Source organism: Burkholderia sp. AU6039, from assembly GCF_002223365.1.
Classification (GTDB): domain Bacteria; phylum Pseudomonadota; class Gammaproteobacteria; order Burkholderiales; family Burkholderiaceae; genus Burkholderia.
Map to the genome: position 1 here is coordinate 378,011 of NZ_NKFK01000004.1, position 26,381 is coordinate 404,391.

Genomic DNA, 26,381 nt, shown 5'->3' on the forward strand with positions numbered 1-26,381 from the left:
TGCCATGCATCCGTCTCGCTCCGCGCGCGGCGATCCGGCACACCGCTTCTTTCCGCTTTCACGATCTGATGCACGGCGTCGCACGCTCATCGACGCGTGCGTCCGCCTGCCGATCGCTCCCGCCGGCGTGATGCGCGCCGTGCGGCAACCCCGACTCGCACGCCCGCAACGAACGGCCGTGCGACCCCGATCCGACACCATCGAGAGGGCATCACCATGAGCATGCGGCCTGACCCGACGTTTCACGCTTCACCCGAGCTTGCGATGCAGGCACCGGCGGAGGAGTTTGCCTATACGTTGTTGCTGAGCCCCGATTTTTCCAGACCCGACGCGCTCGCCGTGATCGACGTCAAGCCTGGCTCGTCGACCTACGGAAAAATCGTGCACACGGTGACGATGCCGAACACCGGCGACGAGTTTCACCACTTCGGCTGGAATGCGTGTTCGTCGTCGCTGTCGCCGCTGACCGGGCATGCGTTCCTCGAACGCCGCTTCCTGATCATCCCCGGCCTGCGCTCGTCGCGCATCTACGTGATCGACACGAAGCCGCATCCGACGCAGGCGCGCATCCACAAGATCATCGAGCCCGACGAGATCTTCTCGAAGACCGGCTATTCACGGCCGCACACCGTGCACTGCGGGCCCGAGGGCATCTACGTGAGCACGCTCGGCGGCGCGGGCAAGGACGGCACCGACGGCGCGCCCGGCATCTTCATCATGGATTGCGAAACCTTCGACGTGCTCGGCCGCTGGGAGATCGATCGCGGCCCGCAGGACAAGCATTACGACTTCTGGTGGAACCTGCCGCGCGACTACATGGTGTCGAGCGAATGGGCGCTGCCGCCGCAATTCGAGAACGGGATCGTGCCGGAGGACCTGCTCGCGAACAAATACGGGCACCGGCTGCATTTCTGGGACCTGCGCGCGCGGCGCAACGTGCAGACGATCGATCTCGGCGCGCAGCACCAGATGGCGCTCGAGGTGCGGCCCGCGCACGACCCGGCGCGCGAATACGGGTTCGTCGGCGTCGTGGTCGACACGACGAATCTCGAAGGCTCGATCTGGACCTGGTGGCGCGAAGGCGGCAAGTTCCATGTGAAGAAAACCGCGACGATCCCGGCCGAGCCGGCCGCGGCCGACGAACTGCCGCCGCTGCTCAAGGGATTCGGCGCGGTGCCGCCGCTCGTGACCGACATCGACCTTTCGCTCGACGACCGGTTCCTCTACGTGTCGTGCTGGGGCACCGGCGAGATGCGCCAGTACGACGTGTCGGACCCGCACAACCCGGTGCTCGCGGGGTCGGTCCGGATCGGCGGCATCGCGCGCCGCGCGCCGCACTCGAACGGCCGCACGTTCGCGGGCGGCCCGCAGATGGTCGAGATCAGCCGCGACGGGAAGCGCGTGTACTGGACCAACTCGCTCTATTCGACGTGGGACGACCAGTTCTATCCGGACGGCGTGCCGGGCGCGCAGGTGCTCGCGCACGTGGGGCCGGAAGGCGGGCTGACGCTCGCCGACGATTACTGGGTCGAGTTCCCCGACGGCTATCGCGCGCACCAGATCCGGCTCGAAGGCGGCGACTGCTCGACCGACTCGTTCTGCTATCCGTCGGTCAAGCGTTGAACGCCGGCTTTCACGCCCCGTTCGCGCTGTGGGCGGCCGTGCTCGCGAGCGGGGTGTATCACGGGCTCAACCCCGCGATGGGCTGGCCGCTCGCGGTGTCGAACGCGCTGATGACGCGCCGCGGCGGCGCGCTCGTCGCGGCGCTCGGCTATCTCGCGCTCGGCCATGCGCTCGCCGTGTTCGCGGTGATGCTGCCGTTCGGGCTGCTCGCCGCGCTGCTCGCGTGGCAAACGGCGATCCGGATCGGCGCGAGCGCGCTCGTGATCGGCTTCGGCGCCGTGCTGCTGATCCGGCGCCGGCATCCGCGGGCGCTTGCGCGGATTCCGCCCGCGCGGCTCGGCTTGTGGTCGTTCGCGGTCGCGATCGCGCATGGCGCGGGGCTGATGCTGGTGCCGATCTACCTCGGGCTGTGCGGGCTCGACCAGGACGCCGGCCACCGTGCGGCGGCCACGCTCGTCGATGCGCATCTCGGAATGGCGCTCGTCGTCGCGGCCGTGCATGCCATCGCGATGATTGGCGCCGGCGGCGGGCTCGCGTGGCTCGTGTACCGCTATCTCGGGCTGAAGTTCGTATCGCGAAGCTGGTTCAATCTCGACGCGGTGTGGGCGTCGAGCCTGATCGTGACGGGCGCGTTGTCGCTGGGGCTGGCGGCGGCGGCGTGATAGGGCGGAGGGACCTGCGGCCGATGTCGAGCACGGGTGCCGGGCGGCACGGCGGCCCCGCACAAAAAACGCGACGGAACGGCCGTGCCGGCAGCGTGCCATCGCGCATCCGGCCGCGCGCCGCAGTGTTCGCTACGTCACCCTGCCCCCGCAATGCACCGTCCGGCCGGGCCCGGCGGCCCCGATTCCGCTAAAATCGGGCCATGCGCACCCCTTCCCCCTCGACCGCCTTGTCGCCTTTCGTCCGCCGTGCCCGCCCCACCCGCGTCGCGCCGCGCCCGCCCGTCTCGTTCCGGATGGCCGCGCGATGAGCCACGCCAATCCCCCGGATTTCGACTCGGCCGCCTTCCGGCAAGCCCTCGGCCAGTTCGCCACAGGCGTGACGGTGATCACGACGCGCGCGCCGTCCGGCCAGCTGATCGGCATCACCGCCAGCTCGTTCAACTCGGTCTCGCTCGATCCGCCGCTCGTGCTGTGGAGCCTCGCGCACAAATCGGCGTCGACGCCCGTGTTTCGCGGCAACAGCCATTACGTGGTGAACGTGCTCGCGGCCTCGCAGCTCGACCTGTGCAAGCGCTTCTCGACCTACAAGGGCGACCGCTTCGAAGGGATCGCGCATGCGGCCGGCAACTCGGGGATGCCCGTGCTCGACGGCGCGCTCGCGTGGTTCGAATGCCACAACCGCAGCCGCTACGATGAAGGCGACCACGTGATCTTCGTCGGCGAAGTGGAGCGCTGCGGCGTGCGCATGGAATCGGACACGGCGCCGCCGCTCGTGTTCCACGGCGGCGGCTTCCACGGCCTTACACCGCTTTGATCGCCCCCGTGCGCGCCAGCCCGACCGGCGCGCCGGCTTCATCCTTCAGCGTCTGCAGCACGATGTTGGAACGGATGTCCATCACGCCCGGCGCCTTGTAGAGCCGGTTCAGCACGAAATCCGAATAGTGCTTGAGGTTGTGCGCGAGCACGCGCAGCAGATAGTGGCTCTCGCCCGTCACGACGAACGCGCCGACCACCTCCGGCCATTCGCGCAGCGCTTCCGCGAAGCGCTCGTGCCATTGATTCTCTTCGTTGCGCATCGACACCTGAACGAACGCCTCGAGCTCGAAGCCGAGCTTCTCGCGGCTCAGGCACGCGCGATAGTGCTCGATCACGCCCTGCTCCTCGAGCAGACGCATGCGGCGTAGACAGGCGGACGGCGAAAGCGAAATCCGTTCCGCCAGGTCGAGATTGCTGATTCTGCCCTCTTCCTGCAGTACCGCCAGAATCCGGCAGTCGGTGGCATCGAGCGTGATCGCGTGCATTTTTGGTCCCCGTTTTCCCTCTGAGTCGAATTATCTGCCAATCCGGCGGATTGTCCATGTTTATTTCGCAAGCACTTTCTGCGAGCGTCCACCTATCATTCGAAGGATCGACTCACCGAATCGTCATGCCATGGACACCCTCTGGGACATCTCGCCGCCCGTCAGCCCCGCCACCCCCGTGTGGCCGGGCGATACGCCGGTTTCCGTCGAACGCGTGTGGCGGATGGAGGCCGGCTCGCCGGTCAACGTCGCGCGCCTGACGCTGTCGCCGCACACGGGCGCGCACTGCGACGCGCCGCTGCACTACGACGCCGACGGCGCGCCGATCGGCGCCGTGCCGCTCGACACCTACCTCGGCCCGTGCCGCGTGATCCATTGCATCGGCGCATCGCCGGTCGTGCAGCCGGCCGATGTCGCGGCCGCGCTCGACGGCGTGCCGCCGCGCGTGCTGCTGCGCACCTGTGCGCGCGCCAGCGTCGAGCACTGGGACAGCAACTTCTGCGCGGTCGCGCCCGAGACCATCGACCTGCTCGCCGCGCACGGCGTGAAGCTGATCGGCATCGACACGCCGTCGCTCGACCCGCAGGAATCGAAGACGATGGATGCGCATCACCGCGTGCGCGCGCACCGGATGGCGATCCTCGAAGGCATCGTGCTCGACGACGTGCCGCCCGGCGACTATGAACTGATCGCTCTGCCGCTGAAGTTCGCGACGCTCGACGCGAGCCCCGTGCGCGCGGTGCTGCGCGCGCTGCCCGCGCGTGCTTCCTGATTACCCCGACTGACAACCCCACATCATGATCAAGACCCGTGAAGACGCGCTCGCGCTCGACCGCGACGATCCGCTCGCCCCGCTGCGCGACCAGTTCTCCCTGCCCGACGGCGTGATCTACCTCGACGGCAACTCGCTCGGCGCACAGCCGCGCGCCTCGGCCGCCCGTGCGCAGCAGGTGATCGGCGCCGAATGGGGCGAAGGCCTGATCCGCAGCTGGAACACGGCCGGCTGGTTCGCGCTGCCGCGCCGTCTCGGCGACAAGCTCGCGACGCTAATCGGCGGCGCGCCCGACGAGACGGTCGTGACCGATACGATCTCGATCAACCTGTTCAAGCTGCTGTCGGCGATGGTGCGCCACCAGGCCGAGCGCGCGCCGGAGCGCCGCGTGATCGTGTCGGAGCGCTCGAACTTCCCGACCGACCTGTATATCGCGCAGGGGCTGATCGAGCAGCTCGGCGGCGACTACGAACTGCGCCTGATCGACGACCCGGCCGACCTGCCCGGCGCGCTCGGCGCGGACACGGCCGTCGCGATGATCACGCACGTGAACTACCGCACCGGCTACATGCACGACATGCCGGCCGTCACGCAGCTCGTGCACGACGCGGGTGGCCTGATGCTGTGGGATCTCGCGCACTCGGCCGGCGCGGTGCCGGTCGACCTGAACGGCGCGCGCGCGGACGGCGCGGTCGGCTGCACGTACAAGTACCTGAACGGCGGCCCCGGTTCGCCCGCCTTCGTATGGGTGCCGCAGCGCCATCACGCGCACTTCTCGCAGCCGCTGTCCGGCTGGTGGGGCCACCGCGCACCGTTCGCGATGCAGCCGGGTTTCACGCCCGATCCGGGCATCGCGCGCTTTCTGTGCGGCACGCAGCCGATCGTGTCGATGTCGATGGTCGAATGCGGGCTCGACGTGTTCCTGCAGACCGACATGCACGCGATCCGCCGCAAGTCGCTCGCGCTGACCGATGCGTTCATCGCGCTCGTCGAGGCACGCTGCGCGGGCCTGTCGCTGAAGCTCGTCACGCCGCGTGCGCATCACCAGCGCGGCTCGCAGGCGAGCTTCGAGCATCCGCACGGCTACGAGGTGATGCAGGCGCTGATCGCGCGTGGCGTGATCGGCGACTACCGCGAGCCGTACGTGCTGCGCTTCGGCTTCACGCCGCTCTATACGCGCTTCGCCGACGTGTGGGATGCCGTCGAGACGCTGCGCGACATCCTCGCCACCGACGCGTGGAAGGCGCCCGAGTTCGCCGAACGCGGCGCGGTGACCTGATCGGCCTTGCCCGGCGCGCGCGAGCCGCGCGCCGCGCCCCGTCATTCAAATCTGGAGAAAGTCGTGAATTCTGGTCATATGCAGCCACCCGGCGGCGACGCGCCGGCGGGCTGCCCGTTCTCGGGCGCACGCGCCGCGCATTCGGCCCAAGCAGCCCCGGCCGCGCACGAAGCGTCGCACGTGCCCGGCGATGCCGGCTGGCACAACGCGCAGCTCGATTTCTCGAAGTCGATGAGCTACGGCGACTACCTGTCGCTGAATTCGATCCTCGACGCGCAGCATCCGCTGTCGCCCGATCACAACGAGATGCTGTTCATCATCCAGCATCAGACGAGCGAGCTGTGGATGAAGCTTGCGCTGTTCGAACTGCGCGGCGCCCTCGACGCGGTGCGCACCGACGCGCTGCCGCCTGCGTTCAAGATGCTCGCGCGCGTGTCGCGGATTCTCGAGCAACTGGTGCAGGCCTGGAACGTGCTGTCGACGATGACGCCGTCCGAGTATTCGGCGATGCGGCCGTATCTCGGGCAGTCGTCGGGTTTCCAGTCTTATCAGTACCGGCAACTCGAATTCCTGCTCGGCAACAAGAACGTGCAGATGCTGCAGCCGCATGCGCACCGGCCCGACATCCTCGAACAGGTGCGTGCAACGCTCGAAGCGCCGTCGTTCTACGACGAAGTCGTGCGCCTGCTCGCGCGGCGCGGCTTCCCGATCGCGGCCGAGCGGCTCGAGCGCGACTGGACGCAGCCGACCCGGCACGACGAGACGGTCGAAGCCGCGTGGCTCGAGGTGTACCGTCATCCGCAGCAGCACTGGGAGCTTTACGAGATGGCCGAGGAACTCGTCGATCTCGAGGATGCGTTCCGCCAGTGGCGCTTCCGTCACGTAACGACCGTCGAGCGCATCATCGGCTTCAAGCAGGGCACGGGCGGCACCAGCGGCGCGCCGTACCTGCGCAAGATGCTCGACGTCGTGCTGTTCCCCGAGCTCTGGCACGTGCGCACCACGCTGTAACGCGCGCCCCGCCCCCGGCCCGCCCGCCGTCACGACGACGTGCGGGCCAGCTCCTCCCCTTCGCGCGGCTGCACGGCCGCGCGCGACAGTCGCGGAATGTGCCGTCGCACGACGAGCAGCGCGACGCAGACAATGCCCATCGCGATCGCCAGCATCGTCAGATAGGCCGTGGCGCCGCCCGTGGTGATCACGACCGCGCCCGCGAACGCGCTGAGGATCGCGCCGAGCCGGCCGAACGCGAGCGCGCTCGCGGTGCCCGTCGCGCGCACGGCCGTCGGGTAGATGTACGCGCAGAGCGCATACATCGTCGACTGCACCGCGTTGACGAACAACCCGTGCAGGCCGAGCCCGACGATCAGCCAGCCCGTGTGGCGGCTCGCATCGACACCCATCAGCCACACCGCGCTCGCCGCGCCGCCGATACTGCACAGCACGAGCGGCCAGCGCGACCCGGCATGCGCGATCGTCCATGCGCACAACAGCGCGCCGATCACGCCGCCGAGGTTGTACGCGGTGAGCCCCGTCCCCGCCACCGACACGCTCAGCCCGCTCGCCGCCAGCATCGTCGGCAGCCAGCTGAACGCCGCATACACGGCAAGCAGGCACATGAAGAACGCACACCACAGCGCGATCGTGTCGCGCGCCTGGCCGCTCGCGAACAGCGCGCCGAAGCCGCCGCGGCCGCCTGCCGCGCGTGCGTCCCGCAGATCGGTGAAGGCGGTGCCCGGCGCGACGGGCCGCTCCATCCGCGCAAGCAGCGCGCCGAGTTCCGGCCAGCGCGCGGGGCGCCGCGCGAGATAGCGCGGCGATTCGGGCAGCGCACGCACGAGCACGAAGCCGAGCACGAGCGGCAACGCGCCGCCCGCGAAGAACAGCCCGCGCCAGCCGTAGCGCGGCAGCACCTCGTGCGCGAACAGGCCGGCCAGCATGCCGCCGAGCGGCACGCAGACGATCGTCGCGGTCACCATCATCGTGCGACGCCGCGCGGGCGTGTATTCGGCCGTCATCGTCGTGGCCGTCGGCAACGCGCCGCCGATCCCGAGGCCTGCGACGAAGCGCAGCACCGCGATCGCCGTGACGTCCGGTGCGAAGCCGATCGCGCAGGTCGCGATGCCGAACAGGAACACGCTGCCGATCACGGCCTGACGGCGGCCGAAGCGGTCCGCGACGATCCCCGCGCACGCACTGCCGATGCCCATCCCGATCAGCCCGGCCGCCACCGCCGGCGCGAACGCGCCGCGCGTGATGCCCCATTCGCGGATCAACACCGGAATCGCGAAGCCGATCAGCTGGCCGTCGAAGCCGTCGAGCACGATCGCGAGCGCGGCGAGCAGCACCACGCAGCGCTGCATCGTCGTGAACGGCCCGTCGTCGAGCGTCGCGCCGATGTCGACGGACGCAGGCAACAATCCGTCGCGCGTGCTCATGCGACCTCCCGTGCGCCGCGCTCAGGCGGCAACATGCGCAAGCAGCGCGCGGCAAGACAACGGCATTCGATGGCGTTCATGGCGTCTCCGGTTGCCCGGGCTGGCGCGGTGGCGCGTGCCCGGATCTCGTGCTGCGCAGGCGGCCGGCGTCGACGCATCGGCGCCGCCTCCGGTGTCTCGTCCAACCTGTCCCGATCCGGCGCCGTCGCCTGCGCGCGACGCGCTCGTCTCGTCGTGCGGCGCAAGCCGCGCCGCCCGCCTGATGCTCAGTTCACCCGCGCGTCGATCAGCCGGACTAGCGCGAGCAGCGTCTCCGCATGCGGCACCGCGACGCCCGCTTCGCGCGCGGCCGCGACGACCTTGCCGCTGATCGCGTCGATTTCCGTGCGGCGGCCCGCGAGCACGTCCTGCAGCATCGACGGGCGATGGCCGCGATGCGCGCGGATCGCATGCTCGACATTGCGCGCGATGCGCTCGCCGTCGACCGCGATGCCCTTCGCCCGGGCGACCGCGGCCACCTCGGCTGCAATCGCGAGGGCAAGCCGCGGCCCGTCGTGATGGTTGCCGAGCTGGTCGACCGTGCAGCCCGTCGCCGCGCACAGCGTGTTGAGCGCCGCGTTGAACGCGACCTTTTCCCAGATCGCGGCCCACACGTCGGCGTCCAGCGTGCACGCGAGCCCCGCGCGCGACAGCGTATCGGCCACCGTCGCCGCGAACGGACGTGCCGCGCCGTCGGCCGTCATCATGCGGATCGCGCCCGCCCCGTGCGAGCGCACGTGCGCCGGCCCCGCCGCGTCGGCCGGCCACGTCGTCACGCCGACCAGGATGCGTTCGAGCGGCACGAACGCATTCAGCGTCTCGACGTTGCCGAGCCCGTTCTGCAGCGTCAGCACGTGCGTGTCCCGCTCGAGCAGCGCGCGCACGCCGTCGAGCGCGGCGCGCGTATGCAGCGACTTCGTGAAAACGATCAGCAGGTCGAATGATGCATCGGGCGATGCGGCCGCAGCCGCATTCGCCGCTTCCGGCCGCACGGCCTGCAACGTCCGGATACACCGCTCACCACGATCGTCATCGATGCGCAACCCATCGCGGCGAATCGCATCGAGATGCGCATCGTTCACGTCGATCAGCGTGACGGCCTCGCCGCTTTCGGCCAGCCGCCCGCCGAACAGCGAGCCCTTCGCGCCGGCGCCCAGAATCGCAATCCTCATCGTCGTCGGCCTCGTCAGAACGGATAGTGGCGCGGTGCGGTCTGCACCGTGATCCAGCGCAGGTCCGTGAACGCCGCGATGCCGGCCTTGCCGCCGAAGTGGCCGAAGCCGCTGTCCTTCACGCCGCCGAACGGCATCTGCGCCTCGTCGTGCACGGTCGGACCGTTCACGTGGCAGATGCCCGATTCGATGCGGGCCGCGACGCGCATCGCACGCGCGACGTCGCGGCTGAACACGGCCGACGACAGCCCGAACGCGTTGTCGTTCGCGCAGCGGATCGCGGCGTCCTCGCCATCGACGCGCACGATGCCCTTCACCGGGCCGAACGACTCCTCCGCATGGATGCGCATCGCCGGCGTCACATGGTCGAGCAGCGTGGCCGGGAACAGCGTGCTGTCGGCCTTGCCGCCGCACACGAGCGTCGCGCCGTGCGCGAGCGCGTCGTCGATCAGCGCGTTGCAGCGCTCGACGGCCTTCATGTCGACCAGCGAACCGAGCACGACGGGCCCCTGGCGCGGATCGCCGAGCGGCAGCGACGCGGCCTTGTCGGCGAGCTTCGCGACGAACGCATCGGCAATCGACGCGTCGACGACGATGCGTTCGGTCGACATGCAGATCTGCCCGGAATTCGCGAACGCGCCGAACGCGGCCGCCGCGACTGCCGCATCGAGATCGGCATCGTCGAGCACGACGAACGGCGCCTTGCCGCCGAGCTCCAGCACCGACGGCTTCAGGTGGCGCGCACAGGCTTCGGCGACGATCCTGCCGACGCGCGTCGAGCCCGTGAAATTCACGCGGCGCACGGCCGGATGCGCGATCAATGCATCGACGATGGCACCCGCGTCCTCGGGCGCGTTCGTCACGAAATTGACGACGCCCGGCGGCAGCCCTGCCTCCTGCAGCGCCTCGACGATCAAGCCGTGCGTGACGGGGCACAGCTCCGAGCCCTTCAGCACGACGGTGTTGCCGCACGCGAGCGGCAGCGCGAGCGCGCGCGTCGCGAGGATCACCGGCGCATTCCACGGCGCGATGCCGAGCACGACGCCGGCCGGCTGCCGCACACCCATCGCGAGCGAACCGGGCACGTCGGACGGGATCAGCTCGCCGCCGACCTGCGTGGTCAGCGACGCGGCCTCGACGAGCCCACTCGCGGCAAGCTGCACGTTGAAGCCGGCCCACAGCGCGGACGCGCCCGTCTCCGCCGCCATCGCGGCGACGAACTGCTCGTGCTTCGCTTCGAGCGCGGTGGCCGCCTTCAGCAGCAGCGCACGGCGGGCGCCGGGGCCGAGCGCGGCCCAGCCGGGAAATGCACGGGCGGCCGCGTCGGCCGCCGCGCGCGCATCGTCGACGGTACACGCGGGCGCTTCGGACGCGACTTCGCCATCAAGCGGGTTGCGGCGCGCGAAGGTCGCGCCGCTGGATGAATGACGGCGTTCGCCGCCGATCAGCATCGATACGGTTTGCATGGAATCTCCGGCAGGACGCGCCACTGCGCATCACGTCATTCAGACAATCTCGACTTCGACGACGACCGGCGCCGCCGCACGCAGCGCGTCGGTCAGCGCGTCACGCAGGTGCGCCGCATCGGACACGCGTACGCCCCGGCAGCCCATCCCTTGCGCGAGCGCGACGAAATCCAGGTTCGGCAGATCGGTGCCCTGCACGGGATCGTCCGGGCCGAAGCCGAACACCGGCGCGAAATCCTGCAGCGCCGCGTAGCGCCGGTTGTTCAGGATCACGAACGTGATCGGCAGCTTCAACTGCGCGGCGCTCCACAACGCCTGGATCGAATACAGGCTCGATCCGTCGCCGATCAGCCCGATCACGCGCCGGCCCGGCTGCGCGAGCGCGACGCCGACCGCGGCCGGCATCCCGTAGCCGAGACCGCCGCTGTCCATCGTGTAGAAGGTGCCGCAGTGCGTGAACGGCAGGTGTTCCTGCATCACGGGCCGCGCGCTCGGCGCTTCCTCGACGACGATGTCGTGCGCGGCGCGCACGTCGGCGAGCGTCTGCAGCGCGAACGCGACCGACATGCGCTCGCCGGCGGCCGGCGGTTCGACGCGCGCACGCGGCGGCCGCGGCGAGGGCATCGGCCGCTCGGGCGGCGCCGGCCGCGCGAGCAGGTCGCGCGCGGCGAGCCGCAGGTTGCCGACGACCGCATCGCCCGACGGCGTCCACGCGGCGACGCCCGGATCGTCGACGAGCTGCACGAGCGTCGCGCCCGGCGGCACGTGCGGGCCGAAGCCCTCGATGTGATAGGTGAATGCGGGGGCGCCGAACGCGAACACGAGATCGTGCCCGTCGAGCCGCGCGACGATCTTCTCGCGGATCGCGGGCAGGAAGCCGGCGAACAGCGGATGGTCCTCGGGGAAACTGCAGCGCCCCGACATCGGCGCGACGTACACGCGCGCACGGTGCCGCTCGGCGAGCCGCACGACGTCGTCCCACGCACCGGCGCGATCGACGGCCGCCCCGACCACGAACGCGGGACGCCGCGCGGCGTCGAGCGCATCGCCGAGCCGCGCGAGCGCGTCCGGATCGGGCCGCACGACACGGCTGACGTCGCGGCGCGGCAGCAGCTCGGCCGGCTGATCCCAGTCGTCGACCGGGATCGACACGAACACGGGGCCGCGCGGTTCCTGCATCGCGATGCGGTACGCACGCGCGATCGCGGCCGGCACGTCCTGCGCACGCGCGGGCTCGATGCTCCATTTCACGTACGGCTTCGGCAACTCGGCGGCCTGCGTCGCGCCGAGGAACGGGTCGAACGGCAGGATCGCGCGCGCCTGCTGGCCCGCGGTGACGATCAGCGGCGTGCGGTTCTTGAAGGCGGTGAAGAGATTGCCCATCGCGTTGCCCACACCCGCCGCCGAATGCAGGTTGACGACCGCCGCATTGTCGGTCGCCTGCGCGTGGCCGTCGGCCATCCCGACCACGACGGCTTCATGCAGGCCGAGCACGTAGCGGAAATCGTCCGGGAAGTCGCGGAACATCGGCAGCTCGGTCGAGCCGGGATTGCCGAACACGCGGTCGATGCCGAACTGGCGAAGCAGGTCGATCACCGCATCGCGAACGGTGATCGGTGCGGCGGAAGGGGGCGTATGGCCGGACATGCTCGGGCGTCTCCTCGATGGCTTGGCGGTTTCCACAGTATCGAAGCGCGAGCCATTCTCGGATACTGTATTTTTTGCGATAAGCCATACCGTTCCGACATGACTTTCGACCTCCGACAATTGCGCGCCTTCACGACGATTGTCGCGTGCGGCAGCCTCGGCCGCGCGGCCGACGCGCTGCACGTGACGCAGCCGGCGCTGAGCCGGATCCTGAAGCGGCTCGAGGACCAGGTCGGCGCGCCCTTGTTCGAGCGCCATTCGAAGGGTGTGCAGCTCACCGCGTTCGGCGACGCGCTGCTGCCGCATGCGACGCTGCTGCAGCACGAGGCCGAGCACGCGCGCGAGGAGCTCGATGCGATGCGCGGGTTCGCGAAAGGCACGATCAAGGTCGGTACGGTGGGCAGCATCGCGAGCCTCGTGCTGCCGGTCGCGGTCGGCCGCGTGCTCGACCGCTGGCCGAACCTGCGCGTCGAGATCATCGAAGGCGTGTGGGACCGGCTCGCGGAAGGGCTGAACAAGCACGAGATCGATCTCGCGCTGTCCGCGCACGGGCCCGATACCGACGAGATCGTCGCGATTCCCGAGTGTCGCTGGGAGGATCGCAGCCACATCGTTGCGGCGCCGCACCATCCGCTGCGCGCGCTCGACCGCGCGCCGACGCTCGCCGACACGCTGCACGCGCGCTGGGCGATTCCGCCGCGCGGCACCGCGCCGTTCGACCACATGCGCGCGACCTTCGACGCACATGGGCTCGCGCTGCCCGACATCGCGGTCGAAACGCGCTCGGTTACTACATTGAAGAGCCTCGTCGCGCATGCCGGCTTCCTGAGCTGGATGGCCGAGCCGATGTACGGCGCCGAACAGCGTGCCGGCACGATCGACACGCTGCCCGTGCGCGAGGTCGTCGCGGTGCGCACGCTCACCGCGTTCCGGCGCCGCCACGGCATCCTGCCGGGGCCAGCGGGCAAGCTGCTCGAGGAACTCGTCGCGTTGACGCGCGAAGGACGCTGACGGCGCTTTCCGCACCGGGTGCCCGTTCGCGGCCTCCCCACCTTCCCGCACGCCGCCGCAGCGCACCATCGAAATGCCGTTTCCCCGCCTTGACTTTCGTTCGCCCGAATACGATCATTCGCTCACACAAAGAGCAAATGATCGTATTCGGCAGGACTGTCAGGCACGAAAAGGAGACACCGGATGAGCGCATCGCCCTCCGCCCGCACGCCCGTGCTGCTGCACATCGGCGCGGGCTCGTTTCACCGCGCGCACCAGGCGTGGTATCTGCATCGCGTGAACGCGGCCGTCCCGGCCGAGGAGCGCTGGTCGCTGACCGTCGGCAACATCCGCGACGACATGCACGCGACGATGGACGCACTCGCCGCGCAGCACGGCGCCTACACGCTCGAAACCGTCACGCCGCAAGGCGAGCGCGCGTACGAGACGATCCGCGCGATCACGCGCGTGCTGCCGTGGTCGATCGACCTCGCCGCGCTGATCGACGCCGGCGCCGACCCGGCCTGCCGGATCGTGTCGTTTACCGTTACCGAAGGCGGCTACTACCTCGACGAACACAACCGGCTCGACCTCGCGAACGCCGATCTCGCGGCCGACCTGCAGAGCGCGCGCACGACGCTGTACGGCGCGCTCGCGGCGCTGCTCGCCGAACGCGTGAAGCGCGGCGCGGGCCCGCTCACGCTGCAGAGCTGCGACAACCTGCGCAACAACGGCGCGCGCTTTCGCGCGGGGATGCGCGAATTCCTCGAGCGGCGCGGCCAGGCCGACCTGCTCGCATGGTTCGATACGAACGTCGCGACACCGAGCGCGATGGTCGACCGCATCACGCCGCGCCCGACCGCCGACGTGCGCGAGCGCGTGCTGGCGGCCACCGGCTTCGACGACGCATGCCCGGTGATGGGCGAATCGTTCATCCAGTGGGTGATCGAGGACCGCTTCGCGGCCGGCCGTCCAAAGTGGGAAGCGGCCGGCGCCGAACTCGTCGACGACGTGCACCCGTACGAGGAAGCGAAGATCCGCATCCTCAACGCGACGCACAGCTGCATCGCGTGGGCCGGCACGCTCGCGGGCCATACGTATATCCACGAAGGCACGCACGACGCGGCGATCCGCCGCTTCGCGCACGACTACGTGACGCAGGACGTGATCCCTTGCCTCACGCCGAGCCCGCTCGATCTCGCGCGCTACCGCGACGTCGTGCTCGAACGCTTCGGCAACCCGTACGTGCTCGACACGAACCAGCGCGTCGCGGCCGACGGCTTCTCGAAGATTCCCGGCTTCATCGCGCCGACGCTCGCCGAATCGTTCGCACGCGGCGCGGCGCCGGTCGCCACCGCCGTGCTGCCCGCGCTGTTCCTGCGCTTTCTCGAGCGCTGGGCGCGCGGCGCGCTGCCGTACGCGTACCAGGACGGCGTGATGGACGAAAGCGCCGCGCGCGCGATCGTCCAGGCCGACGACCCGGTCGTCGCGCTGTGCGCGAACCGGCAGCTGTGGGGCTCGCTCGCCGGCAACGCCGCGCTGTTCGAGGCCTTGCGCGGCGGACTCTTGCGTGTCGACACATGGCTCGCGGCACGCTGACGCGCATCCGGGCGAACCTGCCTTGGCACGGGCGCGGCCGCGCGGATAAAGTAGCGACTCCCCACTGACGGAACGGATCGCTCATGTATCTCGGCATCGACCTCGGCACCTCGGAAGTGAAGGTGCTGCTGCTCGCCCCGGACGGCACGGTCGTCGGCACCGCCGGCTCGCCGTTCACCGTGTCGCGGCCGCATCCGCGCTGGGCCGAACAGCATCCGGACGACTGGTGGCAAGGCACGCTCGCCGCGCTCGCGGCGCTGCGCGAGCGGCACCGCGACGCGTTCGCGGCCGTGCGCGGCATCGGCCTGTCGGGCCAGATGCACGGCGCCGTGCTGCTCGGCCGCGACGATCGCGTGCTGCGCCCCGCGATCCTGTGGAACGACATGCGCAGCGCCGACGAATGCGCGCTGCTCACCGAACGCGCGCCCGATCTCCACGCACTGGCCGGCAACCTCGCGATGCCGGGCTTCACCGCGCCGAAACTGCTGTGGGTCGCGAAGCACGAACCCGACGTGTTCGCGGCAACCGCCTGCGTGCTGATGCCGAAGGACTACCTGCGGTTCCGGCTGACCGGCGCGAAGGTGTCCGATCCGTCGGACGCCGCCGGCACGCTGTGGCTCGACGTCGCGCGCCGCGACTGGTCCGATGCGCTGCTCGCCGCGTGCGGGATGACGCGTGACCAGATGCCCCGCATCGTCGAAGGCAACGCGCCATCCGGCACGCTGCGCGCGGACATCGCACGCGAACTCGGGCTGTCGGAGGCCGTCGTGGTGGCCGGCGGCGGCGGCGACAACGCGACGAGTGCGCTCGGCATCGGCGCGATCCACGCGGGCGACGGCTTCGTCTCGCTCGGCACCTCCGGCGTGCTGAGCGTGGTCGGCGATCGCTTCATGCCGAACCCCGCGTCGGCCGTGCATGCGTTCTGCCATGCGATTCCCGATCGCTGGCAATTGATGAGCGTCGTGCTGTCGGCCGCGAGCTGCCTGCGCTGGGTCTGCAAGCTGACCGGCACCGACGAGCCCGCGCTGCTCGCGGAAATCGAAACGCTCGACGCCGACGCGCTCGCGACGGCCCCGCTGTTCCTGCCCTACCTGTCCGGCGAGCGGACGCCGCACAACGACCCGTACGCGCAAGGCGTGTTCTTCGGGATGACACATGCGACCGAACGCGCGCATCTCGGCTACGCGGTGCTCGAAGGCGTGACGCTCGGCCTCGCCGACGGTCTCGACGCGCTGCATGCGGCCGGCGTCGAAACCGACCAGCTGTCGCTGATCGGCGGCGGCGCGCGCAGCGCGTTCTGGGCGCAGCTGATCGCCGATGCGCTGAACGTGCGCACGCGCCAGCACGGCGGCGGCGAAACCGGCGCGGCGCTCGGCGCGGCACGGCTCGGCTGGCTGGCCGTCGGCGGCGATCCGCATGCGGTACTGACCAAGCCGCCGGTGCGCGCCGAATACACGCCGAATGCGGCCCGCCATGCGCTGCTGCGCGAACGTCTCGATGCGTTCCGCGCGCTGTACCGTCACGTGCAGCCGCTGTACGAACCATCGCGCGCACGGCTCGCATAAGCGCCGCACGTCGCGCGTGGCGGCCGTCGGCCGCGTGCGCGACATGCGGTACAGTGGATGCCGCCATGCGGCCCGCCGGCCGGCCCGCGGGGCGCCCCCCCGATCCGAACCGAATCGCTATCGTGTCCAAGTCCTCAGAAAAACTCGATCTCGCCACGCGTGCCGCGTGGCTCTACTACGTCGCGGGCGACACGCAGAACGAAATCGCGGAAAAGCTGCAGGTGTCGCGCCCGGTCGCGCAGCGTCTCGTCGCGTTCGCGGTCGAGAAGAACCTGATCCGCGTACGCGTCGACCACCAGCTCGCCGACTGCCTCGATCTCGGCGCACAGCTGTCGAAGCGCTACGGCCTCGCGATGTGCGAAGTCGTGCCCGTCGATGCCGATGCGCCCGACGCGATCGACCGCAAGCTCGCGGTCGCCGGCGCGCAGGTGATGGAGCGCTACCTGAACGAAACGCGGCCGATGGTGATCGCGGTCAGCAGCGGCCGGACGCTGAAGGCCGCGGTCGCGCAGATCGCGCAGATCGACCGCCCGCAGCACCGGCTCGTGTCGATGGTCGGCGCGATCGCGGCCGACGGTTCGTCGAACCGCTACGACGTCGCGCAGTACATCTCCGAAAAAACCGGCAGCAAGCACTTCCTGCTGCCCGCGCCGCTGTTCGCCGACAGCGACGCCGAGCGCGCGCAGTGGTGCAATCACCGGCTGTACCGGATCGTCGAGGCGCTGTCGGGCAAGGCCGATGTCGCGTTCGTCGGGATCGGCAACATCGGCCCGCACTGCCCGCTCTATGAAGACGGCTTCATCACCGAACAGGAGCGCGACGAGATGACCGCGCTCGGCGCGGTGGCCGAGCTGCTCGGCGTGCCGATCGACGCGCAGGGCACGCAGATCGCCGTATCGACGAGCGCGCGCGTGACGAGCGTCGCGCTCGCCACGCCGCCGAAGCTGCCGACGATCGCGTTCGCCGGCGGCCCGAAGAAACACGACGCGGTGATTGCCGCGCTGCGCGGCGGCTGGCTGTCGGGGCTCGTCACCGACGAAGCGTGCGCGCGCGCCGCGCTCGCCGCGAAAGCGGCCTGACGCCGAAGCCGCGCACGGCGCACCGCGCGCGGCTGTCGAGCGCTCAACCCGCGTGCGGCGCCGGAAACGCATGCCGGCGCGCACGCCACGCGCCGACCCCCATACCGTGATCGTCGGGCCGGCATCCGACACCCAGGCCACGCGCATTCATCGACTCGATGGCCGAACCCCTGCGCGTCTGTCCGGCGCAGGCGACGGCCGTCACGCGGCCTTCGCGTGCATGCTCAGCCGGCGCAACGCCTGCCCGTGCTCATCGAACAGGTGACAGTGCTCGGCTTGCGCGTGCACATGCAGCGCCTCGCCGGTGCGGTACGTGTCGAGCGGCGGAATCCGCGCGATCAGCCCGTCCGGCGCGACGGCCGACTCCGCATACAGGTACGCGGCATCGCCGAGCGATTCGACGGCCATCGTCTTCGCGGCCACACCGGTCGCCGCGGCTTCGACTTTCAGGTGCTCGGGCCGCACGCCGACCGTCACCGCCGCGCCGCGCTGCAAGCCCGCTGCTTCGACCGCGACGCGCTGCGTCTCGCCGCTGTCGAAACGCACGAGCACGCCGCCCGCGTCGACCGCTTCGACGGTGCCCTTCAGGAAGTTCATCTTCGGCGAGCCGATGAAGCCCGCGACGAACTGGTTCGCCGGCGCGTGGTACAGCTCGTTCGGTGTGCCGACCTGCTGCACCGCGCCGCCCGACAGCACGACGATCTTGTCGGCGAGCGTCATCGCCTCGACCTGGTCGTGCGTCACGTAGATCATCGTCGTCTTCAGCTCGTCGTGCAGCCGCGCGAACTCCAGCCGCATCTTCACGCGCAGCGCCGCGTCGAGGTTCGACAGCGGCTCGTCGAACAGGAACACCTTCGGCTTGCGCGTGATCGCGCGGCCGATCGCGACGCGCTGCCGCTGGCCGCCCGACAGCTGCTTCGGCTTGCGGTCGAGCAGATGGTCGATGTGCAGGATCTTCGCGGCCTGCTTCACCGCCTGGTCGATCTCCGGCTTCTTCGCGCCCGCGAGCTTCAGGCCGAACGCCATGTTGTCGTACAGCGTCATGTGCGGGTACAGCGCATACGACTGGAACACCATCGCAATGCCGCGCTTCGCGCTCGGCACGTCGTTGACCTTCGCGCCGTCGATCAGCAGGTCGCCGCTCGAAATATCCTCGAGGCCGGCGATCATCCGCATCAACGTGGATTTGCCGCAGCCGCTCGGGCCGACGAACACGACGAATTCGCCGTCGGCGATGTCGAGGTTCACGTTGCGCAGCACTTCGGTGTCGTCGTAGCGCTTCGCGATGTTGCGCAGGAGCACGCTTGCCATGATCTGTCTCCGTTCGTTCGTGATGCGCCGCGTCGAACGCGGCGCGCAATCGTTCTTGCTAGTTCGGCAGCACCGCACCGGTCGCCTGCCAGCGCGCGACGTAGCCGGGCAGCTCGTGCATGTCGTCGAAGACGTGACGCGCGCCGATGCCGCGCAGCGCATCGATCTGCGCGGCCGACGCATGCCCGCCGCCGACGAAGCCGAGCACGGTCATGCCGGCCGCGGCGGCCGCGGTGATGCCGGTCACGCTGTCCTCGACCACGAGGCACCGGGCCGGCGCGACGCCGAGCGTGCGCGCCGCCGCGAGATACACGTCGGGCGCCGGCTTCGGCCGCGCGACGGCGTCCGCGCAGAACAGCCGGTCGCCGAAGAAGCGCGCGAGGCCCGTGCGGGCCAGCGCTGCCTCGACGTACGCGCGGTAGCTGTTGCTCGCGCAGGCCGTCGTCAGTTCGATCGCGGCCAGCGCCGCATCGATGCCGTCGACCATCGGCGCGTTGACGGCCGCCGCCTCGACCGCGGCGCGGATCTCGACGACGTCGTCGTTCGACAGCGTGCGGCCGAGCGCGTCGCATGCGCCGGCCAGCACGCGCTCGATGCGCAGCCCGAGCAGCGGCATCACGGCCGGCCGCGCATCCGCGCCCGGCCAGCGGGCATCGAGTTCGCGCACGAGCACGTCGGCCGCCACCGCCTCGCTGTCGAGCAGCACGCCGTCGCAATCGCAGATCAGGACGTTCGTCGCGGTCATTTGACGGCTCCGAACGTGAGCCCGCGCACGAGCTGCTTCTGCGACAGCCAGCCGACGATCAGGATCGGCGCGACCGCGAGCAGCGAAGCCGCGGACAGCTTCGCCCAGAACAGCCCCTCGGGGCTCGAGTACGACGCGATGAACACGGTCAGCGGCGCCGCGTTCGAGCTCGACAGGTTGATGCTCCAGAACGCCTCGTTCCACGACAGGATCACGAGCAGCAGCGCGGTGGACGCGAGCCCCGGCAGCGCCATCGGCATCAGCAGGTAGACGATCTCCTGCCACGTCGACGCGCCGTCGATGCGCCCCGCTTCGAGGATGTCCTTCGGAATCTCGTTGAAGTACGTGAAGGTCATCCACACCGCGATCGGCAGGTTGATCAGCGTGTAGACGATCACGAGGCCCGACACGGTATCGAGCAGCCCCGCGTTCTTCCACAGCAGGTAGATCGGCACGAGCACGCCGACCGACGGCATCATCTTGGTCGACAGCATCCACAGCAGCACCTTCTGCGTGCGGTGGTTCGGGAAGAACGCCATCGCGTAGGCGGCCGGCACCGCGAACAGCAGCGAGATCACCGTGACGCCCGCCGAGATCAGCACCGAATTCCACGCGAACGCGAAGTAGTTGCTGCGCGCGAACACCTCGCGGAAGCTGTCGAGCGTCGGGATGAAGAACAGCGTCGACGCATACGCCTGCTGCTCGGTCTTGAACGCGGTGATCGCCATCCAGAAGATCGGGAAGAACAGCAACAGCGCGATCAGCCACGCGAGCGTGCCGGGCAGCGCGCGCCGCACGAGGTCGAACACGGCCGGCACGCGCCGGCCCTCGAAGGTCAGGTCGCTCATTTGTCGTACTCTCCCTTCAGGTTGCGCGCGAGCATCCGCACGAGGAAGAACGACACGACGTTCGCGACCACCACGGCGATGATGCCGCCCGCGGACGCGAGGCCGACGTCGAACTGCTGCAGGCCGAGCGCGTAGATCAGGTACGACAGGTTGGTCGTCGCGTCGCCGGGGCCGCCGCCGGTCGTCGTGTAGATCTCCGCGAAGATCGACAGCAGGAAGATCGTCTCCATCATCACGACCACGGCGATCGCGCGCTTCAGATGCGGCAGCGTGATGTAGAAGAACATCGCGATCGGGCCCGCGCCGTCGATGCGCGCCGCTTCCTTCTGCTCCTGGTCGAGCGACTGGATCGCGGTGAACAGGATCAGGAACGCGAACGGCAGCCACTGCCACGCGACGATGATGATCACCGCGGTGAGCGGGTAATCGGCGAACCAGTCGATCGGCGTCATCCCGAGCGCGCGCATCGCGTTCGCGACGAGCCCGTACACCGGGTGCAGGATCATGTTCTTCCAGATCAGCGCGGACACCGTCGGCATCACGAAGAACGGCGCGATCGCGAGCAGGCGTGCGACGCCCTGCCCGTAGAACTTGCGGTCGAACAGCACGGCCATCAGCACGCCGCCGATCACCGTGATCGCGAGCACCGCGCCGATCAGCACGAGCGTGTGCCAGATCGCGGGCAGGAACGACGGATCGGTCGCGAGGAAGCGGTAGTTGTCGAACCCGGCGAAGCCCTTCACGTCCGGGTTCAGCAGGTTGTAGCGCGAGAACGAATACCAGATCGTCATCGCGAGCGGAATCGACATCCACAGCAGCAGCACCGCGACGGACGGCGAGACGAGCCAGCTCGCGCCGCCGCGCGCGCGGCGCGGCGCGCCGGGCGGTGACGACGCGTCGCCGACCGACGGCGCGTGAGCGTGGCTCAGGGGAAGACGCAGGTGACGCATGATCGGAGTCCCTCCGGTTGATGCGCGGGCGCGAAGGCCTGCCCGCCTGTCAGCTTCGACGACACGCACCGTGCGCCACCGCGCACGGTGCGTGCCGCGTTACTTCTTGTAGCCGGCCTGCCGCACCGCGCGGTCGGCGGCGGCCTGCCCGGCGGCGAGCGCCTGGTCGACCGACATCTGGCCCGCGACCGCACCCGCGATCGACTGGCCGACCACCGTGCCGAACGACTGGAATTCAGGAATCCCGACGTACTGCACGCCCGTGTACGGCACCTTCTTCAGCGACGGATCATTCGGGTCGGCGGTCTCGATCGCCTTCAGCACGAAGTCCGAGAACGGCGCGGCAGCCTTGTACTCGGGGCGCTGATAGGTCGACGTGCGCGTGCCCGGCGGCACCGACGCCCAGCCCTCGTCCTTGCCGACCATCTCGATGTACTGCTTCGACGTCGCCCACGCGATGAACTTGCGTGCGGCGTCCTGCTGCTTCGACGTCTTCGGCACGGCCAGCGCCCAGGCCCACAGCCAGTGCGAACCCTTCGGCGTGGCGGCGACCGGCGCGGCCGCGAAACCGATCTTGTCGGCCACCTGCGACTGCTGTTTGTTATAGAGCATCCCGGCCGCGACCGTCGCGTCGATCCACATCGCGCACTTGCCCGACGCAGTGAGGGTCAGGTTCTCGTTGAAGCCGTTCGAGCTCGCTCCCGGCGGGCCGTTCTTCTTCAACAGGTTCACGTAGAAATTGATCGCCTTCTTCCACTCGGGCGACGTGAGCTGCGCATTCCAGTTCTCGTCGAACCAGCGGCCGCCGAACGTGTTCACGACCGTCGACACGTACGCCATGTTCTCGCCCCACCCGGCCTTGCCGCGCAGGCAGATCCCGTAGGTGCCCTTCGCCTTGTCGGTGAGCTTGTCCGCGAACTCCGCGATCTGGTCGTAGGTCGGCTGGTCGGGCATCTTCAGCCCCTTCGCCGCGAACAGGTCCTTGCGGTAGAACGTCATCGAGCTTTCGACGTAGAACGGCAGCGCGTACAGCTGGCCGTTGTACGACAGGCTGTCGCGCGCGGTCTTCACGATGTCGTTCAGGTCGTAGTCGGCGGGCAGGCCCGTCATCGGCGCGAGCCAGCCGCGCTTGCCCCACTGCGGCGTCTCGTAGGTGCCGATCGCCATCACGTCGAACTGGCCGCTGCCGGTCGTGATGTCGGTCGTCGCGCGCTGGCGCAGCACGTTCTCCTCGAGGATCACCCAGTTCAGCTTGATGTCCGGGTTCGCCTTCTCGAAGGCCGGCGACAGCTTCTTCAGCTCGATCATGTCGGGATTGTTCAGCGTCGCGATCGTCAGCGTGCCGGCGGACGCGGCGCAGGCCGCCGTCGCGAGCGCGGCTCCGGCGAAGCAGCGTGCGGCGGCGTCGAGCATCTTTCGTTGCATGGCATGTCTCCTGTGTTTGTTCGAAGTGTCGTCGGTACTGCGTTTCGTTCGCGGCCCGTCACGCCGGCCGCTGCATTCCGCACGCGCGCGCATAGTGCGCGATCACGTCGCGTATCCGGTGCCGCACCCACGCGCGCGGCTCTTTCGCGAGGCCGCCCGCGCGGCAGGCCGCGTACACGTCCGGCAACCACTGGGCGACGAGCGTTTCCGGCACCGGCTGCCGCGCGAGGTTGTCGAACAGTTGCTCGACCGCGGCCGCGACGGCCGGCTGCAGCCAGTAGTAGCGGATCCGGTCGCTGTAGCTGAACTGGCGCGCGAGCCGCTGCTCGGACTCGCCGCCGCGGTAATACGGTGCCCAGTGCTCGGGCTGCGCGCGCATCGCGGCGTCGACGACGTCGCGCAACCGCGAGCGCTGCGCGACGTCGTCGATCAATGCGTCCTCGATGAAGGTCAGCGCGAACAGCGCCTCGCGCAGCGCGAACGTCAGCGCGGGGCCGACCTTCAGCACCGCGAAGTGGTCGCGCACGAGCGCGGCGAGCGCACCCTCGGTCTGGTAATCGGTCGAATGCGCTTCGAACACGAGGCCCGGTGTCTGCAGGATACTCGCGCCGAGCGACGCCGCCTTGGCGCTGTCGTAGTCGAGCACGTGGCGATCGTCGAAGTCGACCCCCGGCTGCGCGACGATGGCGACGACGCGCGTCCACGCATCGTCGAGCCCGGCCGCCGCGAACGCGTGGCGGTGCGCGTCGAGCGTCGCCGCGATGCTGTCGCTGCGCGTGACCGCGATCTGCGCGATCGCCGCGTTGCCATCGTCACCGCTGCCGCTGACTTCGCCGCCCGGCGTCGGCACCTCGGTGCCGATCACGTAGACGGGCGCGATGCCGGCGCGCGCTGCCGCGTCTTCCGCCGCGCGGCACAGTTCGGCCGCGCGCGCGGCGATCGTACGATCGTCGAGCCGCGCCGGATCGTCCGCGCACGCCATGCTCGCATCAAGGTGGATCTTTTCGAAGCCGGCTTCGACGTATGCGGCGACCATCGCACTCGCTTCGCGCATCGCGTCGGCCGCGCGGCGATGCCGCCACGGGTTCGGGCCGAGATGGTCGCCGCCGAGCACGAGCGCCGACGGCGGCAGCCCGCAACGCCGGGCGATCGCGTCGACGTCGCGGCGGAAATCGGCAGGCGTCATGCCCGTATAGCCGCCGAGATGGTTCACCTGGTTGCAGGTCGCCTCGATCAGCAACGGCGAGCCGTCCGCGCGCGCCGCTTCGCACGCGGCCTCCAGCACGAGCCGGTGCGCGCTGCAGATCGCATAGATGCCGCGCTGCGCGTTAGTGCGGTTCGCGTCGAAGATCATCCGCAGCACGGCGTCCGCGTGCGCGGTGCGCGAACGTTCGGCGAAGGTCGTCAGGCCGGACATGCGATACCTCGTTCGGTCAGGAAACGGTCGATTTCGGCCGCGCTGCTGTTGCCCTCCATCGGGCCGCGCCGCGTGACCGCGATCGCCCCGGCCGCGTTCGCGCGACGCAGCGCGACCTCGATCGGCACGCCGGCGACGAGGCTCGCGACCAGCGTGCCGCCGAAGCAGTCGCCGGCGCCGGTCGGATCGACTTCGTCGACCTGGAACGCCGGCGCTTCCGCACGGTTCGCTCGATCGAACGCGACGCTGCCTTGCGCACCGCGTTTCAGCACGACGCGCTCAAGCAGCGGATGCGTCGCGAGCAGGCCCGCGATCGCCCGCTCGGCCGGCTGCGGCCCGCAGAAGAACGGCAGGTCGGCTTCGCTCGGCAGGAACAGGTGGCACGCGGCGAGCATCGCGTCGAGTGCCGCACGCATCGGGCGAAAACTCAGCATTTCGGGCCGCACGTTCGGATCGAACGACACCTTCGCGCCGACGCGCGCCGCCTCGATCACGCCGCGCTGCACCGCCGCGATCGCCGATTCGCTCGTCAGCGACGAGCCCATCACGTGGAAATAGCGGCAGCCGTCGAACATCGCGGTATCGACATCGGAATCGTCGACACACGCAGCCGCACTGGTGGACAACGTGAACACGAAGCTGCGCGAGCCGTCGTCGCGATACGCGACGAACGCGGTGCCGGTCGGGCGCGCGACGCGGCGGATGCGCGCGACGTCGACACCGTCGCGTTCGAGCCGCGCGACGATCGCGTCGCCGAATGCGTCGCGACCGACGCAGCCCGCATACGCAACACGTGCGCCAAGCCGCGCGGCCTGGTCGGCGAAGATCGCCGGCGCACCGCTCGGGAACGGCCCCTCGAACAGGCCCGGCGTCTCGAAACCCTGGCCGCGCTCGGCGGCGACGAATTCGGCGAGCAGTTCGCCGGCCACGACGATCTCGGCCATCAGGCGGGCCCTCCTCGTTCGACGGCGGCCGCGACGTGCAGCGATGCTGCTGCATCGCCGGCCGGCCGGCGGGTGGCGCGTGCGAGCGGCGCCATATCAGCTCATCCAGTTGCCGCCGTCGACGTTCAGCGTCTGGGCGGTGATGTAATCGGCGTCGGACGACGCGAGGAACAGCGCGGCACCCGTCAGGTCGCCCGGCACGCCCATGCGGCCGAGCGGCACGGCTTCGCCCACCAGCCGCTTCTTCTCGCCGAGCGGCCGGTTCTCGTAGCGCGCGAACAGCGCGTCGACCTGCTCCCACATCGGCGTGTCGACGACACCCGGCGCGATGCCGTTCACGTTGATCCGGTGCGGCGCGAGCGCGAGCGCGGCCGACTGCGTGTAGCTGATCACCGCGGCCTTGGTCGCGCAGTAGTGCGAAACGAGCGCCTCGCCGCGACGCCCGGCCTGCGACGACATGTTGACGATCTTGCCGCCACGGCCCTGCTCGACCATCCGCTGCGCGACGGCCTGCATCAGGAAGAACAGCCCTTTCACGTTGACCGAGAACAGCCGGTCGAACACGTCCCACGATTCGTCGAGGATCGGCCGCATGTCGAACAGCGCCGCGTTGTTGAACAGGATGTCGACGCCGCCGAAGCGCTCGACCGACGTGGTGACGATCCGCTCGATGTCGTCGCGGCGCGTGACGTCCGCGGTGACGGCCACCGCTCGGCCGGGGTTGGCCTCGATGAGCCGCGCGAGCGAGCCGCCTGCCGGCTTCAGGTCGACGAGCACGCAGCGTGCGCCCTCGTCCAGATAGCGTTGCGCGACCGCCTCGCCGATGCCGCTTGCGGCGCCCGTCAGGATCGCTACCTTGTCTTCCAGTCTCACTGGCTGTCTCCGGTTCGTTCTGCTTCGACGGCGGCGAGGTGAGCGAACGCTCGCCAACCGATCAATTGCTCTGTTGGTGATCGAATGATCGGATACGTGATTCGCGCTGTCAAGGCGACGTGACGGCTTTCTATGACGCGCTGCGGCACAACGGCGCAGCGCGGCGGCCCGCCGCGCACGCCGGGCAAGGCGTAGCGCGTTCGGTGCGGCGCGGTCGGATCGGCGATGAAGGG

Annotated in this window: 23 protein-coding genes; 10 read left to right on the plus strand and 13 right to left on the minus strand. The window is 69.8% G+C overall.

What is annotated here, in order from left to right; translation table 11 throughout:
- The first annotated feature begins 216 nt into the window (after positions 1 to 216).
- The 3 genes from CFB39_RS14435 (at position 217) to CFB39_RS14445 (ending at position 3,102) form a co-directional block, all read left to right on the plus strand.
- Positions 217 to 1,623: a selenium-binding protein SBP56-related protein gene (locus tag CFB39_RS14435; RefSeq protein WP_089426189.1), complete on the plus strand. Its 1,407-nt coding sequence runs from the start codon at positions 217 to 219 to the stop codon at positions 1,621 to 1,623.
- Positions 1,620 to 2,285 carry a hypothetical protein gene (locus CFB39_RS14440; protein ID WP_089473452.1) on the plus strand — a complete coding sequence of 222 codons (666 nt, stop codon included), beginning with the start codon at positions 1,620 to 1,622 and terminating at the stop codon, positions 2,283 to 2,285. Before CFB39_RS14435 ends, CFB39_RS14440 begins: the two co-directional genes overlap by 4 nt.
- A gap of 307 nt (positions 2,286 to 2,592) precedes the next feature.
- On the plus strand, positions 2,593 to 3,102 hold the full coding sequence (locus CFB39_RS14445; RefSeq protein ID WP_089426191.1) for a flavin reductase family protein: 510 nt from the start codon (positions 2,593 to 2,595) through the stop codon (positions 3,100 to 3,102).
- Here CFB39_RS14445 and CFB39_RS14450 read toward each other — a convergent pair.
- Positions 3,089 to 3,589: an Lrp/AsnC family transcriptional regulator gene (locus CFB39_RS14450; RefSeq protein ID WP_006477992.1), complete on the minus strand. Its 501-nt coding sequence runs from the start codon at positions 3,587 to 3,589 to the stop codon at positions 3,089 to 3,091. The genes CFB39_RS14445 and CFB39_RS14450 overlap by 14 nt on opposite strands.
- A gap of 130 nt (positions 3,590 to 3,719) precedes the next feature.
- Between CFB39_RS14450 and kynB the strand changes: the two genes are divergently transcribed.
- The 3 genes from kynB (at position 3,720) to kynA (ending at position 6,651) form a co-directional block, all read left to right on the plus strand.
- The gene (kynB, locus tag CFB39_RS14455; RefSeq protein ID WP_089473453.1) at positions 3,720 to 4,361 is read left to right on the plus strand and encodes an arylformamidase; all 642 of its coding nucleotides are present in this window, start codon (positions 3,720 to 3,722) and stop codon (positions 4,359 to 4,361) included.
- Between the two features lie 25 nt (positions 4,362 to 4,386).
- A complete protein-coding gene (kynU, locus tag CFB39_RS14460) occupies positions 4,387 to 5,640 on the plus strand; it encodes a kynureninase (protein ID WP_373452731.1) in 1,254 nt (417 codons plus the stop codon).
- A 78-nt stretch (positions 5,641 to 5,718) separates the two neighbouring features.
- On the plus strand, positions 5,719 to 6,651 hold the full coding sequence (gene kynA, locus CFB39_RS14465; RefSeq protein WP_039368343.1) for a tryptophan 2,3-dioxygenase: 933 nt from the start codon (positions 5,719 to 5,721) through the stop codon (positions 6,649 to 6,651).
- A 29-nt stretch (positions 6,652 to 6,680) separates the two neighbouring features.
- Here the strand turns inward: kynA and CFB39_RS14470 are convergent, their stop codons facing one another.
- From CFB39_RS14470 to mdlC, 4 genes are all read right to left on the minus strand, one after another.
- A complete protein-coding gene (locus tag CFB39_RS14470) occupies positions 6,681 to 8,078 on the minus strand; it encodes an MFS transporter (protein ID WP_089473454.1) in 1,398 nt (465 codons plus the stop codon).
- Positions 8,079 to 8,344: 266 nt separating this feature from the next.
- Positions 8,345 to 9,289: a ketopantoate reductase family protein gene (locus CFB39_RS14475; protein ID WP_089473455.1), complete on the minus strand. Its 945-nt coding sequence runs from the start codon at positions 9,287 to 9,289 to the stop codon at positions 8,345 to 8,347.
- Between the two features lie 14 nt (positions 9,290 to 9,303).
- On the minus strand, positions 9,304 to 10,755 hold the full coding sequence (locus CFB39_RS14480) for an aldehyde dehydrogenase (protein WP_089473456.1): 1,452 nt from the start codon (positions 10,753 to 10,755) through the stop codon (positions 9,304 to 9,306).
- Between the two features lie 39 nt (positions 10,756 to 10,794).
- Complete coding sequence (gene mdlC / locus CFB39_RS14485) at positions 10,795 to 12,402, minus strand: benzoylformate decarboxylase (RefSeq protein ID WP_089473457.1); 1,608 nt, start codon at positions 12,400 to 12,402, stop codon at positions 10,795 to 10,797.
- Between the two features lie 99 nt (positions 12,403 to 12,501).
- On the opposite strand from mdlC, the gene CFB39_RS14490 reads away from it, so the two are divergent.
- The 4 genes from CFB39_RS14490 to CFB39_RS14505 all read left to right on the plus strand — a co-directional run bounded on the left by CFB39_RS14490 (position 12,502) and on the right by CFB39_RS14505 (position 17,635).
- Complete coding sequence (locus CFB39_RS14490; RefSeq protein ID WP_179257682.1) at positions 12,502 to 13,413, plus strand: LysR family transcriptional regulator; 912 nt, start codon at positions 12,502 to 12,504, stop codon at positions 13,411 to 13,413.
- Between the two features lie 183 nt (positions 13,414 to 13,596).
- Positions 13,597 to 14,991 (plus strand): D-arabinitol 4-dehydrogenase, encoded by a 1,395-nt coding sequence (gene dalD, locus CFB39_RS14495; RefSeq protein WP_089473459.1) that lies wholly within the window; start codon positions 13,597 to 13,599, stop codon positions 14,989 to 14,991.
- 83 nt (positions 14,992 to 15,074) lie between these two features.
- Entirely contained in the window at positions 15,075 to 16,556 is a 1,482-nt protein-coding gene (gene xylB / locus CFB39_RS14500) for a xylulokinase (protein WP_089473460.1), read from the plus strand.
- Positions 16,557 to 16,621: 65 nt separating this feature from the next.
- Positions 16,622 to 17,635 (plus strand): sugar-binding transcriptional regulator, encoded by a 1,014-nt coding sequence (locus CFB39_RS14505; protein WP_089473461.1) that lies wholly within the window; start codon positions 16,622 to 16,624, stop codon positions 17,633 to 17,635.
- 201 nt (positions 17,636 to 17,836) lie between these two features.
- Here the strand turns inward: CFB39_RS14505 and CFB39_RS14510 are convergent, their stop codons facing one another.
- The 8 genes from CFB39_RS14510 to CFB39_RS14545 all read right to left on the minus strand — a co-directional run bounded on the left by CFB39_RS14510 (position 17,837) and on the right by CFB39_RS14545 (position 26,148).
- Positions 17,837 to 18,946, minus strand: a complete 1,110-nt coding sequence (locus CFB39_RS14510; protein WP_089473462.1) for an ABC transporter ATP-binding protein — start codon at positions 18,944 to 18,946, stop codon at positions 17,837 to 17,839.
- Positions 18,947 to 19,004: 58 nt separating this feature from the next.
- Complete coding sequence (locus tag CFB39_RS14515) at positions 19,005 to 19,691, minus strand: HAD family phosphatase (RefSeq protein WP_089473463.1); 687 nt, start codon at positions 19,689 to 19,691, stop codon at positions 19,005 to 19,007.
- A complete protein-coding gene (locus CFB39_RS14520; protein WP_011353034.1) occupies positions 19,688 to 20,539 on the minus strand; it encodes a carbohydrate ABC transporter permease in 852 nt (283 codons plus the stop codon). Before CFB39_RS14520 ends, CFB39_RS14515 begins: the two co-directional genes overlap by 4 nt.
- The gene (locus tag CFB39_RS14525; RefSeq protein ID WP_089473464.1) at positions 20,536 to 21,489 is read right to left on the minus strand and encodes a carbohydrate ABC transporter permease; all 954 of its coding nucleotides are present in this window, start codon (positions 21,487 to 21,489) and stop codon (positions 20,536 to 20,538) included. The genes CFB39_RS14520 and CFB39_RS14525 overlap by 4 nt, the downstream gene beginning before the upstream one ends.
- Positions 21,490 to 21,588: 99 nt before the next feature.
- Positions 21,589 to 22,914, minus strand: coding sequence for a sugar ABC transporter substrate-binding protein (locus CFB39_RS14530; protein ID WP_089473465.1), 1,326 nt, complete (start codon positions 22,912 to 22,914; stop codon positions 21,589 to 21,591).
- Positions 22,915 to 22,972: 58 nt separating this feature from the next.
- Complete coding sequence (locus CFB39_RS14535; RefSeq protein ID WP_089473466.1) at positions 22,973 to 24,331, minus strand: D-tagatose-bisphosphate aldolase, class II, non-catalytic subunit; 1,359 nt, start codon at positions 24,329 to 24,331, stop codon at positions 22,973 to 22,975.
- A complete protein-coding gene (locus CFB39_RS14540) occupies positions 24,319 to 25,275 on the minus strand; it encodes a sugar kinase (RefSeq protein ID WP_089473467.1) in 957 nt (318 codons plus the stop codon). The genes CFB39_RS14535 and CFB39_RS14540 overlap by 13 nt, the downstream gene beginning before the upstream one ends.
- Positions 25,276 to 25,371: 96 nt before the next feature.
- The gene (locus CFB39_RS14545; protein WP_089473468.1) at positions 25,372 to 26,148 is read right to left on the minus strand and encodes an L-iditol 2-dehydrogenase; all 777 of its coding nucleotides are present in this window, start codon (positions 26,146 to 26,148) and stop codon (positions 25,372 to 25,374) included.
- Positions 26,149 to 26,381 lie beyond the last annotated feature (233 nt).